Source organism: Sphingopyxis sp. (assembly GCF_019459305.1).
In the GTDB taxonomy this organism is placed as follows: domain Bacteria; phylum Pseudomonadota; class Alphaproteobacteria; order Sphingomonadales; family Sphingomonadaceae; genus Sphingopyxis.
Map to the genome: position 1 here is coordinate 1 of NZ_JAIBES010000049.1, position 13742 is coordinate 13742.

General features: G+C 64.8%; 11 protein-coding genes and 2 pseudogenes. 9 read left to right on the top strand and 4 right to left on the bottom strand.

Annotation, left to right across the window (positions count from 1 at the left end; all coding sequences use genetic code 11):
* Window positions 1-34: 34 nt before the first annotated feature.
* Window positions 35-763, bottom strand: a complete 729-nt coding sequence (gene dapB / locus K0M74_RS05700; RefSeq protein ID WP_293969006.1) for a 4-hydroxy-tetrahydrodipicolinate reductase — start codon at window positions 761-763, stop codon at window positions 35-37.
* Window positions 764-964: 201 nt separating this feature from the next.
* Between dapB and K0M74_RS05705 the strand changes: the two genes are divergently transcribed.
* Window positions 965-1669 carry an NAD-dependent deacylase gene (locus K0M74_RS05705; RefSeq protein WP_293969009.1) on the top strand — a complete coding sequence of 235 codons (705 nt, stop codon included), beginning with the start codon at window positions 965-967 and terminating at the stop codon, window positions 1667-1669.
* Window positions 1670-1671: 2 nt separating this feature from the next.
* Here the strand turns inward: K0M74_RS05705 and tadA are convergent, their stop codons facing one another.
* Window positions 1672-2127 (bottom strand): tRNA adenosine(34) deaminase TadA, encoded by a 456-nt coding sequence (tadA, locus tag K0M74_RS05710; protein ID WP_293969012.1) that lies wholly within the window; start codon window positions 2125-2127, stop codon window positions 1672-1674.
* Window positions 2128-2269: 142 nt separating this feature from the next.
* Here tadA and rpmB point away from each other — a divergent pair, with 142 nt between their 5' ends.
* The gene (gene rpmB, locus K0M74_RS05715) at window positions 2270-2563 is read left to right on the top strand and encodes a 50S ribosomal protein L28 (protein WP_293969015.1); all 294 of its coding nucleotides are present in this window, start codon (window positions 2270-2272) and stop codon (window positions 2561-2563) included.
* A 23-nt stretch (window positions 2564-2586) separates the two neighbouring features.
* Here the strand turns inward: rpmB and K0M74_RS05720 are convergent, their stop codons facing one another.
* The gene (locus K0M74_RS05720) at window positions 2587-3597 is read right to left on the bottom strand and encodes an esterase-like activity of phytase family protein (RefSeq protein ID WP_293969018.1); all 1011 of its coding nucleotides are present in this window, start codon (window positions 3595-3597) and stop codon (window positions 2587-2589) included.
* 162 nt (window positions 3598-3759) lie between these two features.
* On the opposite strand from K0M74_RS05720, the gene K0M74_RS05725 reads away from it, so the two are divergent.
* The 6 genes from K0M74_RS05725 (at window position 3760) to K0M74_RS05750 (ending at window position 9681) form a co-directional block, all read left to right on the top strand.
* The gene (locus K0M74_RS05725; RefSeq protein WP_293969021.1) at window positions 3760-4167 is read left to right on the top strand and encodes a glycine zipper 2TM domain-containing protein; all 408 of its coding nucleotides are present in this window, start codon (window positions 3760-3762) and stop codon (window positions 4165-4167) included.
* A 192-nt stretch (window positions 4168-4359) separates the two neighbouring features.
* Window positions 4360-5463 (top strand): Ppx/GppA phosphatase family protein, encoded by a 1104-nt coding sequence (locus K0M74_RS05730; protein WP_293969024.1) that lies wholly within the window; start codon window positions 4360-4362, stop codon window positions 5461-5463.
* Window positions 5460-6173 carry an RlmE family RNA methyltransferase gene (locus K0M74_RS05735; protein WP_293969027.1) on the top strand — a complete coding sequence of 238 codons (714 nt, stop codon included), beginning with the start codon at window positions 5460-5462 and terminating at the stop codon, window positions 6171-6173. The genes K0M74_RS05730 and K0M74_RS05735 overlap by 4 nt, the downstream gene beginning before the upstream one ends.
* 152 nt (window positions 6174-6325) lie before the next feature.
* On the top strand, window positions 6326-7786 hold the full coding sequence (locus K0M74_RS05740; RefSeq protein WP_293969030.1) for a S41 family peptidase: 1461 nt from the start codon (window positions 6326-6328) through the stop codon (window positions 7784-7786).
* A gap of 28 nt (window positions 7787-7814) precedes the next feature.
* Window positions 7815-9269: a cobyric acid synthase gene (locus K0M74_RS05745; protein ID WP_293969033.1), complete on the top strand. Its 1455-nt coding sequence runs from the start codon at window positions 7815-7817 to the stop codon at window positions 9267-9269.
* 136 nt (window positions 9270-9405) lie between these two features.
* Window positions 9406-9681, top strand: coding sequence for an HU family DNA-binding protein (locus K0M74_RS05750; RefSeq protein WP_088440085.1), 276 nt, complete (start codon window positions 9406-9408; stop codon window positions 9679-9681).
* Window positions 9682-9760: 79 nt separating this feature from the next.
* Here K0M74_RS05750 and K0M74_RS05755 read toward each other — a convergent pair.
* Window positions 9761-10675 (bottom strand): annotated as a pseudogene (locus K0M74_RS05755) (beta-1,6-N-acetylglucosaminyltransferase).
* 505 nt (window positions 10676-11180) lie between these two features.
* Between K0M74_RS05755 and K0M74_RS05760 the strand changes: the two are divergent.
* Window positions 11181-13742: pseudogene (locus tag K0M74_RS05760) on the top strand (hypothetical protein); the annotation flags it as partial.

Consider the following 13742-nt stretch of genomic DNA (forward strand, 5'->3'; position numbering starts at 1 on the left):
GCGCGCCCCCCCACGCCCCCCCCCCCCGTCGCCGTCAGTTCAGCCCCAGCACCTGCGGCATCGTGTAGCGCCCGGCCTTTTGTCCGGTCAGCCACAGCGCCGCGCGGACCGCGCCGCGCGCGAAAATCATACGGTTCTCGGCGCGGTGCGACAGGGTGATCATTTCCTCCGGACCGGCAAAGATCACGTCGTGATCGCCCGCGACCGTGCCGCCGCGCAGACTGGCAAAGCCGATCTTGCCATGGCCGCGCGCGCCCGTGACGCCGTCGCGGCCACGTTCGGAGCAGGTCGCAAGGCTGATGCCGCGCCCTTCGGCGGCGGCTTGCCCGAGCAGCAGCGCGGTGCCGCTGGGCGCGTCGAGCTTCATCCGGTGGTGCATTTCGACGATCTCGATATCATATTCGGGGTCGAGCCGCGCCGCCGCTTCGCGCACCAGATGCGCGAGCAGGGTGACGCCGAGCGAGGTGTTGCCAGTCTGGAGCACCGCGATGTCAGCGGCCGCATCATCGATCAGATAATGATGGCGTTCCTCAAGTCCCGTGGTGCCGATGACGATCGGCTTCTTTGCTGCCACGCAGGCGTCGAGGGTGGCTTCGAGCGCCGCGGGCGACGAGAAATCGACGAGGACGTCGGCGTCGTCGGCCAGTTTTGCGACATCCCCGCCCTTGTCGATGCCGCAGCGCCGCTGCCCCGCTTCAGAAATCGCCGCGGCGAGTGCGACGCCCATCCGCCCTGCGCTGCCGATAATGCCGATGCTGGTCATGACCCCAAATCCCCGTTCGCCCTGAGTTTGTCGAAGGGCCCTACTTGTCCTGTCACCGCCATAAGAGGAAGGGCAGTACTTCGACAAGCTCAGGACGAACGGAAGACAGGACAGGCCCATTCCTCCGAAGAGGGTCAGCACTGAAGGGTTTCAGCGATGGGTGTCTCGACTTCGCTCGACACGAACGGATAGAGAGGGAGGATGAAGGATATTCAGAACATCGTCATCCTGACCGGCGCCGGGGTGTCGGCCGAAAGCGGCATCGACACGTTTCGCGACGGCGGCGGATTGTGGGAACAGCACCGCGTCGAGGATGTCGCAACTCCCGAGGCCTTTGCGCGCGACCCTGATCTGGTGCTGCGATTCTATGATGCGCGGCGCGAGGCGATCCAGACCAAGCTGCCGAATGCGGCGCATGAAGCGCTGGCGCGGCTCGACGCGAAATGGCCGGGCGAGTTGCTGATCGTGACGCAGAATGTCGACGACCTGCACGAGCGCGCCGGGGCCAAGCGGCTGATCCATATGCATGGCGAGCATCTGAACGCCTGGTGCGCGGCGTGCGATGCGCGGCTGCCTTGGTCCGGGCCGCTGCTCGATCGGCCCGCCTGTGCGGCGTGCGGGGTCGTCGGCACCTTGCGCCCCGACATCGTGTGGTTCGGCGAAATGCCGTACCGGATGGACGAGATTTACGCCGCCCTGAACCGCGCCGACCTGTTCGTGTCGATCGGCACGTCGGGCGCGGTGTATCCGGCGGCAGGGTTCGTGCGCGAGGCTCGCGCGGCGGGCGCGCGGACGCTGGAGCTGAATATGGAACCGAGCCAGGGTAGTTACTGGTTCAGCGAGGCGCGGCATGGGCCGGCAAGTGTGCTGGTGCCGCAATGGGTGGAGGAGGTTTTGGGTTCTTAAACCTAACGGCGCGCCGCGAAAAAGTCCCTGAGCAGCGCGCCCGCCTCCCCTGCCCCGATACCGTCATACACCTCGGGCCGGTGATGCACCGTCGGCTGCGTGAACACGCGGGGGCCGTGGATGACGGCGCCACCCTTGGGATCGTCGGCGCCATAATAGAGCCGAGCGATGCGGGCGTGGGCGATCGCGCCGGCGCACATCACGCATGGCTCCAGCGTCACGTACAAATCGCAGCCGTCGAGACGTTCGTTGCCGAGCGTTGCCGCCGCGGCGCGAATCGCGACGATTTCGGCGTGCGCGGTGGGATCATGCGATTCGCGCGGGGCGTTGTGGCCCTCGCCGATAATCACGCGGTCCTTGACGACGACCGCGCCGACCGGCACTTCGCCCCGGTCTGCCGCGGTTTTGGCGAGGACGAGCGCGCGGCGCATCGGTTCGGGCAGCGGAAATTGCGGCATCGCTTTTCCCGCTAGTCGCTTGACGAATCTGCGGCAAGCCGATAAGCGCGCGCCTTTCCCGGCTCACTCCGGTCCTGCCTTCCCCGATTTCACGGGAAGCATCCGGACGCCGAACCGATATTTTTGTACGAGGACAAACATCATGTCGCGCATCTGCGAACTGACCGGCAAGGGTCGTATGGTCGGCAACAATGTCAGCCACGCCAACAACAAGACCAAGCGCACCTTCCTGCCCAATCTGCAGAATGTGACGTTGCTGTCGGACGCGCTGGGCAAGGGCGTCAAGATGCGCGTGTCGACCCACGGCCTGCGCACCGTCGAGCATAATGGCGGCCTCGACAACTGGCTGCTGAAGGCCGGCGATGACCAGCTGTCCGTTTCGGCGCGCAAGGTGAAGAAGGAAGTCGCAAAGAAGCTGGCCGAAAAGGCCGCCTAAGCGCTTCCCATCGCTAACCGCAATCAGGCCGCCGGTTTCCGCGCGGCCTTTTTGCTGTCCGGTGGATTTGCCGGTGGCAGATCAACAAGCTCGAACTGGAGAAGCAGGCTGCGCTGCCAAGCGTTGAAATTATCGTCTGACGCTAGCCACAGCCAGGTCCGTCCCTGCTCGACCGTCACCGCGGCGCCTTCGTAATTTTCGGCAAGTGGGCGGGGGACGCGGCCGATCGTTTGCGACCGCACCACCGCGTCCTTGGCGATGTCGGCGGGATCGACGATGCTGATGATGGTCGTGAATACGGGATCGAAGCCGAGCCGCCGGTGGACGAGCAGGAGGCGGCCGTCAGGCAGCGCCGCGGCGTCGCTGGCCAGTCCCTTGCCGCGCGCATCATAGAAGAAGCGAATCGGTGGTGGCCCGGGCGCCGCGGGATCACCCGTGTACAACAGCGCCTCAGTCCCGTGCGGGTTGTCGTCGGCACCTTCGGAAAACACCACCGTTCGCCCGTCGGCGAGCCGCGCCATCGCCTCGGCTCCGCGATTGACGGGCCAGCGCGGTTCGGGCAGCCTACGGCGCGCTTCGATCGTCGCAAGATCGGAATCAAGGCGCCAGATCTGGTTGATCCCTTCGAGCGCGATCCAGGCCTGACCAAGCGCCGGATCGACAAACAGCGCCTCGGTGTCGGCCATCGATTTGGTTGCGGGGCGGCCGTAGGGGGTCGGCAGCGGGCGGATATGAACCGCGGCGAACCGGCCGCTGGAATCCATGGTCAGTTGCGCCGCGTACCCATTGTCCCCAATTAGCTGGAACGTGCCGGGTCCAATCCGCGCGAGGCCCGAAAAGCCGCCGAAGTAACTGTGCGGACTGACGAGGTGCCAGCCGCGCACGAAGCGCATCGGGCCACGCGTCTGCGGCGCAAAGATCAGCGGGCGTGCGGCGGCGCTCTGGGTCAGGTTATCGAAGGGAAAGCGATGCACCCTCCCCAGCACCGGGCCGAGCGCGAGATAGATCAGGGCGGCGAAAAACAGGCGGCGCATCGGCGCGGGTTAGGGCGGTGGCGCGCGAAAGGAAAGCGTGGCGGGGCGCGAAGCTGAACGGCAGCCAACAAGCGCGTTCAGGGTCGGCTCAATGCGAATCACTCATAACCCCTTCATCGACAACGCCCAGAAGGGCCAAACGACGAAAGAAGGAGAACGACGATGAAAAAGATGGTGACCCTCTCGATCGCCGCCCTGATGTCCACCGCGACGCTGGGCATGGCAGCTCCCGCTGCGGCGCAGAACGGCTATTACGACCAGCGCGGCTATTCGAGCTACAATGTCGGCTATGATCGCGACGACCGCCGATATGACCGTCGTTACGATCGCCGGGCCGACCGCCGCGATTATCGCCAGAACCGTCGTTACAACCAGCAGCGGTACAACCAGCGCAATTATCGCCAGTGCGACAATGGCACCGGCGGCACGATCATCGGCGCGATCGCCGGTGGCCTCGCAGGCCATGAAATCGCCGGCCGCGGCGACCGCGCCGTCGGCACGATCATCGGTGGCGCAGTCGGCGCAATTGCCGGCCGCGCGATCGACAAGGGGAATGACGGCTGCCGTTAAGGGCAGTCCCGACCTCCAATAATCTGCAGTCCCCCCTACATGCCCCGTCCGGCCAACGCCGGGCGGGGCTTTCTTTGTGTCGTGGCGCCGCGAGGCAGACGGGGTTGCCTAAAAGACCACCAAAGCCTAGGTTCTTGCTCAAGTGCACATCCGCGATTGGCGGGTGCGTGAGAGAGACAGGTAATACTAGCCATGCGGCAAATGGCAGCGCCATCAGGGCGACCGCCGCGGCCAGGTTCAAGGACGGGACCGGCGGCGAAAGGGCGAAACCCGGCAGAACCCGCCGCGCGCGCCGCGCATTTCGTGCGACAGCGCAGCTATGCCGCGATCGACCTGGGCACCAACAATTGCCGGTTGCTGATCGCCCGGCCGCAGGACGGTGAGCTGGTAGTCATCGACGCCTTTTCGCGTATCGTCCGGCTGGGCGAGGGTCTGCACGCCAGTGGGCGGATCAGCGATGCGGCAATGGACCGCACCGTCGCGGCGCTGGCGATCTGCGCCGACAAGCTGCGCCGCCGCCATGTCTCGCTGTCGCGCGCGGTCGCAACCGAAGCATGCCGCCGCGCCGCCAACGGCGTCGAACTTGCCGAGCGGGTGCGGCGCGAAACGGGCATCGTCCTCGACATCATTTCCCCCGCCGAAGAGGCGCGACTCGCAGTACTCGGCTGTCACAATCTGATGGAACCCGGCGAAGGTCCGGCGCTGATTTTCGACATCGGCGGCGGTTCAACCGAGCTGATGCACGTCGATGTGTCGAACCATGACGTCCAGATCCACGACTGGGTCAGCGTGCCATGGGGCGTCGTGTCGCTGACCGAACACGCACCGCTGCCCGACGACAGCCTGGCGGGGCGACAGGCGGCCTATGCGCATATGCGCGAGGTGACGCGCACCGCCTTTGCCGCCTTTGCCGGGCGCGCCGAACAATTTGCCGGGCAAGAGCTGCGCCTGCTCGGCACCAGCGGCACGGTGACGACGCTGGCCAGCGTGTTCCTAAACCTGCCACGCTATGATCGCCGCGCCGTCGACGGGCTGGTCGTGCCGACCGATGCGATGCGCGACATCAGCCGCCGCCTCGCCGACGCGAGCATCGCCGACCGCGCCGACATCGCGTGCATCGGCCGCGAGCGCGCCGACCTGGTCGTCGCCGGCTGCGCGATTTTAGAGAGCATCATCGACCTGTGGCCCGCGGCGCGCGTCGGCGTCGCCGACCGCGGCATCCGCGAGGGCATCTTGCGCACGCTGGCGATGCAGGGCCGCGACGTGCCGGTGACGCGCCGGGAGTATCGCAAATGAGCGGTGGCAGTGGGAGCAGCAAGGGCGGCGGCAGCGGTCGCGGCGGGCTGCATGTGCGCGTCAAGACCGCGAAGAAGCGCAGCGTGTCGTCGACGCGCTGGCTGCAACGCCAGCTCAACGATCCCTATGTCCGCCGCGCGCAGGCCGAAGGTTATCGGTCGCGCGCCGCATACAAGCTGATCGAGCTCGACGACAAATTCGGTTTCATCAAAAAGGCGCGCGCGGTCGTCGACCTGGGCATCACCCCGGGCGGCTGGTCGCAGGTCGTGCGCAAAAATAATCCGCGCGCGCGCGTCGCGGGCATCGATCTGCTGGCGTGCGAGCCGATCGAGGGTGTCGAAATCCTCGAGATGGATTTTATGGACGATGCGGCGCCCGATGCGCTGATTGAGGCGCTGGGCAGCGCCCCCGATCTGGTGATTTCGGACATGGCGGCGAACACCGTCGGCCATCAGCAAACCGACCATCTGCGCACGATCGGGCTGGCCGAGACCGCCGCCGATTTTGCGGTGCAGACGCTGCAACCCGGCGGTGCGTTCGTCGCCAAAGTGTTTGCGGGGGGCGCCGACCACACGCTGCTGACGCTGCTGAAAAAACATTTCACGACGGTCAAGCACGCCAAGCCGCCCGCGAGCCGCAAGGGGTCGCCCGAACTCTATGTCGTCGCGCAGGGGTTCAAGGGGCGGCGTGAAAGGGACGCAGGCGACTGACGGGCCGGCCTCCGTTGGCGTATGAACGGGTGACCGCGTTGGGGGAGGATTGCTTGGGCCCGCAACGGGTCGCATGCCGACATTCCATCTTCATTTCCAATTCATGGCCCTATGACTATTCTCGGAGCCGTTGATTATACCGAGGAAAATATATGCGTAGCGCCGTTGCGTCACTGACTGTCCTGTCGTTCCTTCTGGCCTCGTGCGGCGGCGGGGGTGGCGGGTCGACCGGGGGCGGAGGCGGGCCGATCACGGTCGCGCCGACTCCCTCACCGACGCCGGCACCGACCGCGGGCTGCGGCCTTTCCGCGCGGCAGGCTTTTGCCAAGGCGGTAATCGACGAATGGTATCTGTTCCCCACCGACGTGGCGACCGGGGTCAATCCGGCAAGCTTTGGCACCGTCGATGCCTATATCGACGCGCTTGTCGCCCCGGCGCGCGCGCTGAACAAGGACCGTTTCTTTACCTACATCACCTCGATTGCCGAGGAGAACGCCTTTTTCGCCAGCGGGTCGAGCGCCGGATATGGTATCCGTCTGGTCTATGACGCGGCAAATCAGCGCGTCCAGATCGCCGAAGCCTATGAGACCGCCCCCGCCTTTGCGGCAGGGATCGATCGCGGCACCGCCATCGTCGGGATCGGCACCAACAGCGGCAATATCCGCACCATTGCCAATATCGTCGCGTCCGAAGGCACGGCGGGCATCACCAACGCGCTGGGGCCGAGCGACCCCGGCGTGACCCGCGTCCTGCGGATCACCGACGCCGCCGGAACGCGCGACGTGACCGTCGCCAAGGCGGATTATTCGCTCGACCCGATTTCGGATCGGTATGGCGCCAAGATCATCAGCGAGGGCGGGCGCAACTATGGTTACCTCAACCTGCGCACCTTCATTTCGTCGGCAAACCCGCAATTGCGCACCGCCTTCCTGGATTTTCGCAACCAGGGCGTGACCGACATCATCATCGATTTCCGCTATAATGGTGGCGGGCTGGTATCGACCGCCGAGCTGATGGGTGACCTGCTGGGGCGCAACCGCACATCGAGCGAATTATTCTCGCAAACCAATTTTCGTCCGTCAAAGTCGGTCGAGAACGACCGGCATTTCTTCGGGCCGCAGCCCGAATCGATTGCGCCGACGCGCATCGCCTTTATCGGCACCGGATCGACCGCATCCGCGAGCGAACTGGTGATCAATTCGATGCTGCCCTATCTGGGCACCAACATGACGCTGGTCGGCAGCAACACCTTTGGCAAGCCGGTCGGTCAGATTGCGCTCGACAAGGCCGAATGCGACGACCGGATGCGCGTCGTCGCCTTTGCCACCGGCAATTTGACCGGTGCGAGCGACTATTACGACGGGCTGGCGCCGAAGATCGCGAACAGCTGCGCCGCAACCGACGATTTGAGCCTGCCGCTGGGCGACGCGCGCGAAGCGTCGGTGCGCCGGGCGATCGATTTCCTGTCTGGCGCCGGGTGCCCGACACGGATTGCCGAGGCCAGCGTCGGTCCGGCGGCGCGAAGCAGCAGCGCGCGCCTCACGGCCGAACCCGAAATGCTGGTCGGCGACCGGCCCAGCGCGGCGCAGCGCGAATTGCCGGGGCTGTTCTGACCCGCGCGCTCCGTCAGGAGCGCCGCGCGTGACGGCATTGATGCTGCAGGGCACCGGCTCCGACGTCGGCAAATCGGTGCTGGTGGCGGGGCTGTGCCGCGCCTTTGCCAATCGCGGGCTCGTCGTCCGCCCGTTCAAGCCGCAGAATATGTCGAACAACGCGGCCGTCACGATCGACGGCGGCGAGATCGGGCGCGCGCAGGCGTTGCAGGCGATCGCGTGCCGCACCCCGCCGCATAGCGATATGAACCCGGTGCTGTTGAAGCCGCAGGCCGACCGCACGTCGCAGCTGATCGTCCATGGCAAGGTACGCGGCACGCTGGGTAGCGGCAATTTTCGCGCGGCGCGCGGCGCGCTGCTTACCGAGGTCATGCAAAGCTATGACCGGCTGCGGGCGCAGTGCGATATCGTCGTCGTCGAGGGGGCGGGGTCGCCTGCCGAGATCAACCTGCGCGCCGGTGACATAGCAAATATGGGCTTTTCGCGCGCCGCCAATGTCCCCGTCATCCTGATCGGCGATATCGACCGCGGCGGGGTGATCGCGTCGCTTGTCGGCACCCGCGCCGTGATCGATCCCGAGGATGCCGCGATGATCCGCGGTTTCCTTATCAACAAGTTTCGCGGCGATCCGACGCTGTTCGACGATGGTTATTGCGAAATCGAACGACGCAGCGGCTGGCCAGGCTTCGGCGTAATTCCCTGGCTCAGCGCCGCGGCGCGGTTGCCGAGCGAGGATGCGGTAATCCTGGAGCGCCCCGCCGACCCGCGCGAGGGACGCGGGATGATCGCCTGCCCGATCCTGCCGCGCATTTCCAATTTCGACGATCTCGATCCGTTCAAGCTGGAACCCGGAGTCGAAGTCGTGATGGTGCCGCCGGGAAGGCCGATCCCCGCCGAGGCGGCGATCATCGTGCTGCCGGGATCGAAAGCGACGATCGCCGATCTGGGCGCGCTGCGCGCCGAGGGCTGGGACATCGACATATTGGCGCACCACCGGCGCGGCGGGATGATCGTTGGGCTGTGCGGTGGCTATCAGATGCTCGGGCAGCGGATCGCCGATCCGCTGGGGATCGAGGGTACGGCGACCGACGTCACGGGACTGGGGCTACTCGACGTCGAAACGACGCTCTCCCCCGCCAAGACGCTACGGCACGTCACGGGGGCCGCGCTGGGCGCGACGCTGGCAGGGTATGAGATGCACATGGGCGAAACGAGCGGCCCCGGCACAGCGCGCCCCTTTGCGCTGCTCGCCGACGGCGCCAGCGACGGCGCGATCAGCGGCAATGGCCGCGTTTTCGGCTCATACATTCACGGTTTGTTGGCCTCCGCCGACGTGCGCCGTGCCTTGCTTGAACGCATCGGGGTGACGGGCGGCGCGCACGACTATGCCGCCAATGTCGATGCGGCGCTCGACGAGATTGCGACCGAGCTGGAGGTCCACGCTGACCTCGACGCGCTGCTCGCGATAGCGACCGTTCGGTGACGGCGCGGGCCGGGCGACACAAATATGCTGTCTATGCCCCCAATCCCCTGCAATCGCGGGCTTGGCGAAGCGTGCATCATGCGTCTATGGCAGCGCATTGGTTGGGAATCGCCCGGCCGAAACCAGGAGAGAATTTATGAATCACGCCGAACTGTCGGACGCCGTCGCCGCGTCGCTGGACCTGAGCAAAGCCGACGGACGCAAGGCCGTCGATGCCGTCTTCGCCGCGATTGCCGATGCCGCCGCCAAGGGCGACGAAGTTTCGGTCAACGGCTTTGGCAAGTTCAAGGTCAAGGCGACCCCGGCACGCGAAGGCCGCAACCCTTCGACCGGCGCGACGATCCAGATCAAGGCCGCCAAGAAGCTGACCTTTGGTCCGGCCAAGGCCGTCAAGGATCGCCTGAACGGCTAATCCATCTCGGCTCATCGCCGCGCGCAGGGCTCCGCCGAACCATCGGCGGAGCCCTTGCTGTTTCAGCCCGGCGGCTTTTTCAGCCCGGGGTCAGGGCTTCGATGGGTTTGGCGCGCGGCCGGGTCGGCTTGATCGCAATATCGCCGACATAGTCCATCGCCGCGGGCGTTTTCAGATGCGCCTCGATCAAACCGAAAATCCCCGCATCCTCGTCGAGATTGAACTTGCGCGCGAAGAGGTCGGAGCTGAGCGTCAGCCGCAGCGCGTCAGCGGTCACAAAGGTGCGCGGTCGCAGCTTGATGTCGCCGTCGGGCACCCAGTCGATCGTGCGCAGATCGTCGTTCATCACCTCGCCCTGATCGGGGCTGTTCATCATCAGCGTCTGGAAAAACGCCTCGTCGGGAATGAAACTGCGGCGATAGAAGGCCTTGAAGCGATCGGCGCTGGGGTGATGGACCGCGAACTGGCAGAAACTGCGCGTCACCGCCTTCCACTGCGTCCCGATGAACGGCGTCGCGCCTTTCAGGAACGTGCGGGGCACACCGGTCCGGAACATCCGCCCCAGCGCCTCGACGAACATATGGCTGACGCGGTTCAACGTATCGGGTCGGATCGCCCGCTGGTCGAGCGCGCGGATATATTGACGGCGCGGGGTGGCGCGCAGAAAATCACGGATATAGGCCTGCGACTTCAGCGGGAAATCCTGGCCGCTGAGGTTGATGTAGTGCATCTAGCTGCTGCTCATCGCCAGCAATCTGGCCATGCCGCGCAGCTCGGCATCGACCAGGCTATAGGCGCCCCATAGCGCCTTTTTCGATTCGATGAGCGCGACGCCCTGATAACGTTTCAGGGAGGCAGCGATATCGGCGGCAAACTCGGGGCCGGAGTTTTTATCGACATGGATCACATAGCTGTTGCCGGGCGCATAGATGGCGTTGAACATCCGTTTGAACTGTTCGGGAAAGCGGTGGAGGAGGATGAAATAGCCGATCACGAGGGCATGCCTTTCGGATCGCCCACCCGGGCTGTCAGCCCACCGGATGCGCGATCATTTTCCTGTCCCGGAAAACCCAACCAAAGCCATTTTGATCGACAGGAGACAATGCCCGACAGTTGGCCCGCCTCGTTACAACGCGGCGCGGTCCAGCGGCACGGACTTCATATGGGGGTGGCCGCGGGTTTGTAAGGCCGCGAGCGGCCTGAACGCGGCGGTTTGCGTTCAGTCGATTCCGCCGGGTATTTGCCATCGTGTCGGCAATTGATCCGACCAGGCGCAAACCCCGAACGCAAGTTCGGACCGACGTCACAGAACATGAAATCGGAAAAACTGGAGCGGGTGAAGCGCCCCAAAAAGCCTCAACATTCGGCAGATTTGCGTCCTATCTAGATTGAATTTCGAAAAGTGGCCCCTATAGTGGCCCCCACATAATGATCGCTGCCCCCTTCAGCGCAAAAACATAATCCGAACGAATTGCCGCCCCGAGACAAGGGGCCGATAAGTGGCACAGAGCACAGTTTTTCCGGCATTCATCCGCGCCGAATATGACGGCGGCTCGGGTGGCTTTCGTGACTTCGAGCGCAGCGCCTTCGCGGCCAGCGACAACGTCAAGCGACGGTTCGATGCCGACATGGCCGAAATCAAGCGGACAGTCGCCACTGCGCTGACGATGCCAAAGACCGCTGCCGGTGGGCTTGACCTCAACATCACAGGGATGCGGCAGGCTGCGGCCGAAGCTCAGGCGGCAGCGCTGGCGACACGGAAGTTCGCAGATGCTGCAGATGCTGCGGCCCGGTCGAGTGGCGATCTGAGCGCCCAGACTCGCAACTTCGTTGCAGCGGCGCGGGCAGAGGCCGTCGCAGCCGCAGAGAAGGCTCGCAGTCTCACCCAAAACGCGGATGCTTATGAGCGATTGCAGGTAGAGATCGACCGCGCCGCGGTATCGTCGGGCAGGTTAGCGGGCGAAGCGCAGCAGGCCGCTACCGCAAATAGCCGTCTTGCCCTTTCCCAGGGTGCACTGCGGCAGGCGTCGATCGGCGCAGGTCAGCAACTGCAAGACATTGCCATCTCCCTCTACAGCGGCCAGCGCGCCGGCGTCGTCTTCGCCCAGCAGCTTCCGCAGATGGCTTTTGCGCTCAGCGGCCTCGAAGGCTCGACGAACAAGACGGCAGCCGGGATCGGACGGTTCGCCACCTTCCTGTCGGGCCCTTGGGGTATCGCGGTCGGCCTCGGCGTCGGGGTGCTCGCGACCTTCACTTCCGGTCTGTTCGCAACCGATGACGCCCTCAAGAACGTCGAATTCTCATCGTTCAAGCTGAACGAGGCGCAGGGGATCCTCGGCGGGGTGATGGACATCACGACGGGCAAGATCAATAATCAGAACGCCGCGCTTCAGGGTCTCGCACAAGCGCAGCTCCTGGTCGCCAAGGTCCAAGCGCAGGGTAGGCTCGCGGAGGCTCGCCGCGGGGTTACGTCGATCCAAGATCGGAAGCTCATACTGGACGGCGGATTCGGGGGCGGCATCAACATCGGCCGCCGTGGTCGAGATGGCCGCGACGTGATCTCTCAGCAGGTGCTTGCCGGCGATCTGACCACGAAAAAGGCGGTCGACCAGCTTGAGCAGCTGCGCCGCATTGGGCGCCTCACTGATGACGAATTCACTGCGGCCGCAACATCGGTGGCAAATCTCGGGCTCGAGCTCGAAAACCTGAAAGTGTTCGACTCGGCCGACCGGCTGCTCAATGGGCAGGCGACTGCCGGTGACCGCAATCTGCTCGTGAAGCCCAAGACGCCCCGCAAGCCCCGCAGCGGCGCCAACGAGGCGGACAAGGCCGCGCGCGCTGCGCAGCAACTTGAAGACGCCATCGATAAATCAGCCGATTCCGCTGCTCGCCTTCGCGGCCAGTTTGATGAAGCCCCCAAGGATATCGACAAGGCCGCTGAGGCGACGCGCGATCTCGATAACATCCTGAAGGACATCGAGCGTCGATCGGCCAATGGCAAGCTGACCGCCGCAGACCGGGCGCGGGACGAGGCAACCCGTCGTCAGATCGAAGATGCTAAGCAGAACGTGCTCCCTCAATTCCTGCAACGTCAGATTGAAGGACGCATCCAGGCCGGCGAGCGCGAGCTTGAACTTCAGCGCCTCGTGCTCGCTGGCCGCGAAGACGAAGCCGAACTGCTTTCGCTGCAATTCGATGTCATGCGCGAACTGCGTGTGGAGAACGAGGCGGACCTGCGCATCGAACTGCAGAAGCGCAGCATTACATGGGATCGCTACCAGATCCTGGTGAAGCAGCGCGAAGAGATGATCGAAATGGATCGCGCCCAGCAGCGGCTCGATCGCGCGGGCAAGTCCGTTGCGGCGCGCCTTCGCGAAGTCGACGGCATCCGCAGCAGCATCGAAGAGGCCCTTGCTCAGGCTCCCGGCAATGCGGCGGGCGCGGTCAAAGGTCTGTTCGACAACATCCAGGCGCAGTTTCGCCAGTTTTCAGCGCGCCAACTTACGGACCGCCTGTTCGGTGACGTGTTCGACCAGCTCGAATTGGAGATCCGGTCGAAGTCCCCCGTCGGCCGCGCCACGCTCGATTATGTCGAAAGCACATCGCAGGCCACGGCCGCACTGGATAGGTTCACGGATAGCCTGGACGTTGCCGCAACGAAGGTGCCAGCCAACGATAACGCAGCTAGCGGCATACAGGCGGGCGTCGGAGCCATGTACGGGAAGTTCCCAATCACCGTCTCCGGGTTCAAACTGCCCGAGAAATTCGGAACACCCTCATCGCAGCCTTCGGGCGACGTTTTCCAGACGACCTTCACCCGGTTGTTCGAACGATATCTCGGCAAGGGCGCGCCCCTCGCTCGTGACCTTGGGTCAGTGCTGCAGGGCTATCTTGAGGCGGGGCCGGTCGGCGCTGGCATTAACGGTCTGTCGGCCCTGTTCGGCAAGGAGTCCGGCGTCGGAAAGGCGCTTCAGTCGCTCAGTTCACAAATGCCCGTTATCGCCGGCATCATGCAGGCCCAGAGCGCGATCGGCAGCTTTCTCGGTAACGACGAAATCAAG

What these genes read in the sequence shown, in the direction of transcription:
- dapB (WP_293969006.1), bottom strand. Translation starts at nt 763, where the DNA reads ATGACCAGCATCGGCATTATCGGCAGCGCAGGGCGGATGGGCGTCGCA.
- K0M74_RS05705 (WP_293969009.1), top strand. Translation starts at nt 965, where the DNA reads ATGAAGGATATTCAGAACATCGTCATCCTGACCGGCGCCGGGGTGTCG.
- tadA (WP_293969012.1), bottom strand. Translation starts at nt 2,127, where the DNA reads ATGCCGCAATTTCCGCTGCCCGAACCGATGCGCCGCGCGCTCGTCCTC.
- rpmB (WP_293969015.1), top strand. Translation starts at nt 2,270, where the DNA reads ATGTCGCGCATCTGCGAACTGACCGGCAAGGGTCGTATGGTCGGCAAC.
- K0M74_RS05720 (WP_293969018.1), bottom strand. Translation starts at nt 3,597, where the DNA reads ATGCGCCGCCTGTTTTTCGCCGCCCTGATCTATCTCGCGCTCGGCCCG.
- K0M74_RS05725 (WP_293969021.1), top strand. Translation starts at nt 3,760, where the DNA reads ATGAAAAAGATGGTGACCCTCTCGATCGCCGCCCTGATGTCCACCGCG.
- K0M74_RS05730 (WP_293969024.1), top strand. Translation starts at nt 4,360, where the DNA reads ATGCGGCAAATGGCAGCGCCATCAGGGCGACCGCCGCGGCCAGGTTCA.
- K0M74_RS05735 (WP_293969027.1), top strand. Translation starts at nt 5,460, where the DNA reads ATGAGCGGTGGCAGTGGGAGCAGCAAGGGCGGCGGCAGCGGTCGCGGC.
- K0M74_RS05740 (WP_293969030.1), top strand. Translation starts at nt 6,326, where the DNA reads ATGCGTAGCGCCGTTGCGTCACTGACTGTCCTGTCGTTCCTTCTGGCC.
- K0M74_RS05750 (WP_088440085.1), top strand. Translation starts at nt 9,406, where the DNA reads ATGAATCACGCCGAACTGTCGGACGCCGTCGCCGCGTCGCTGGACCTG.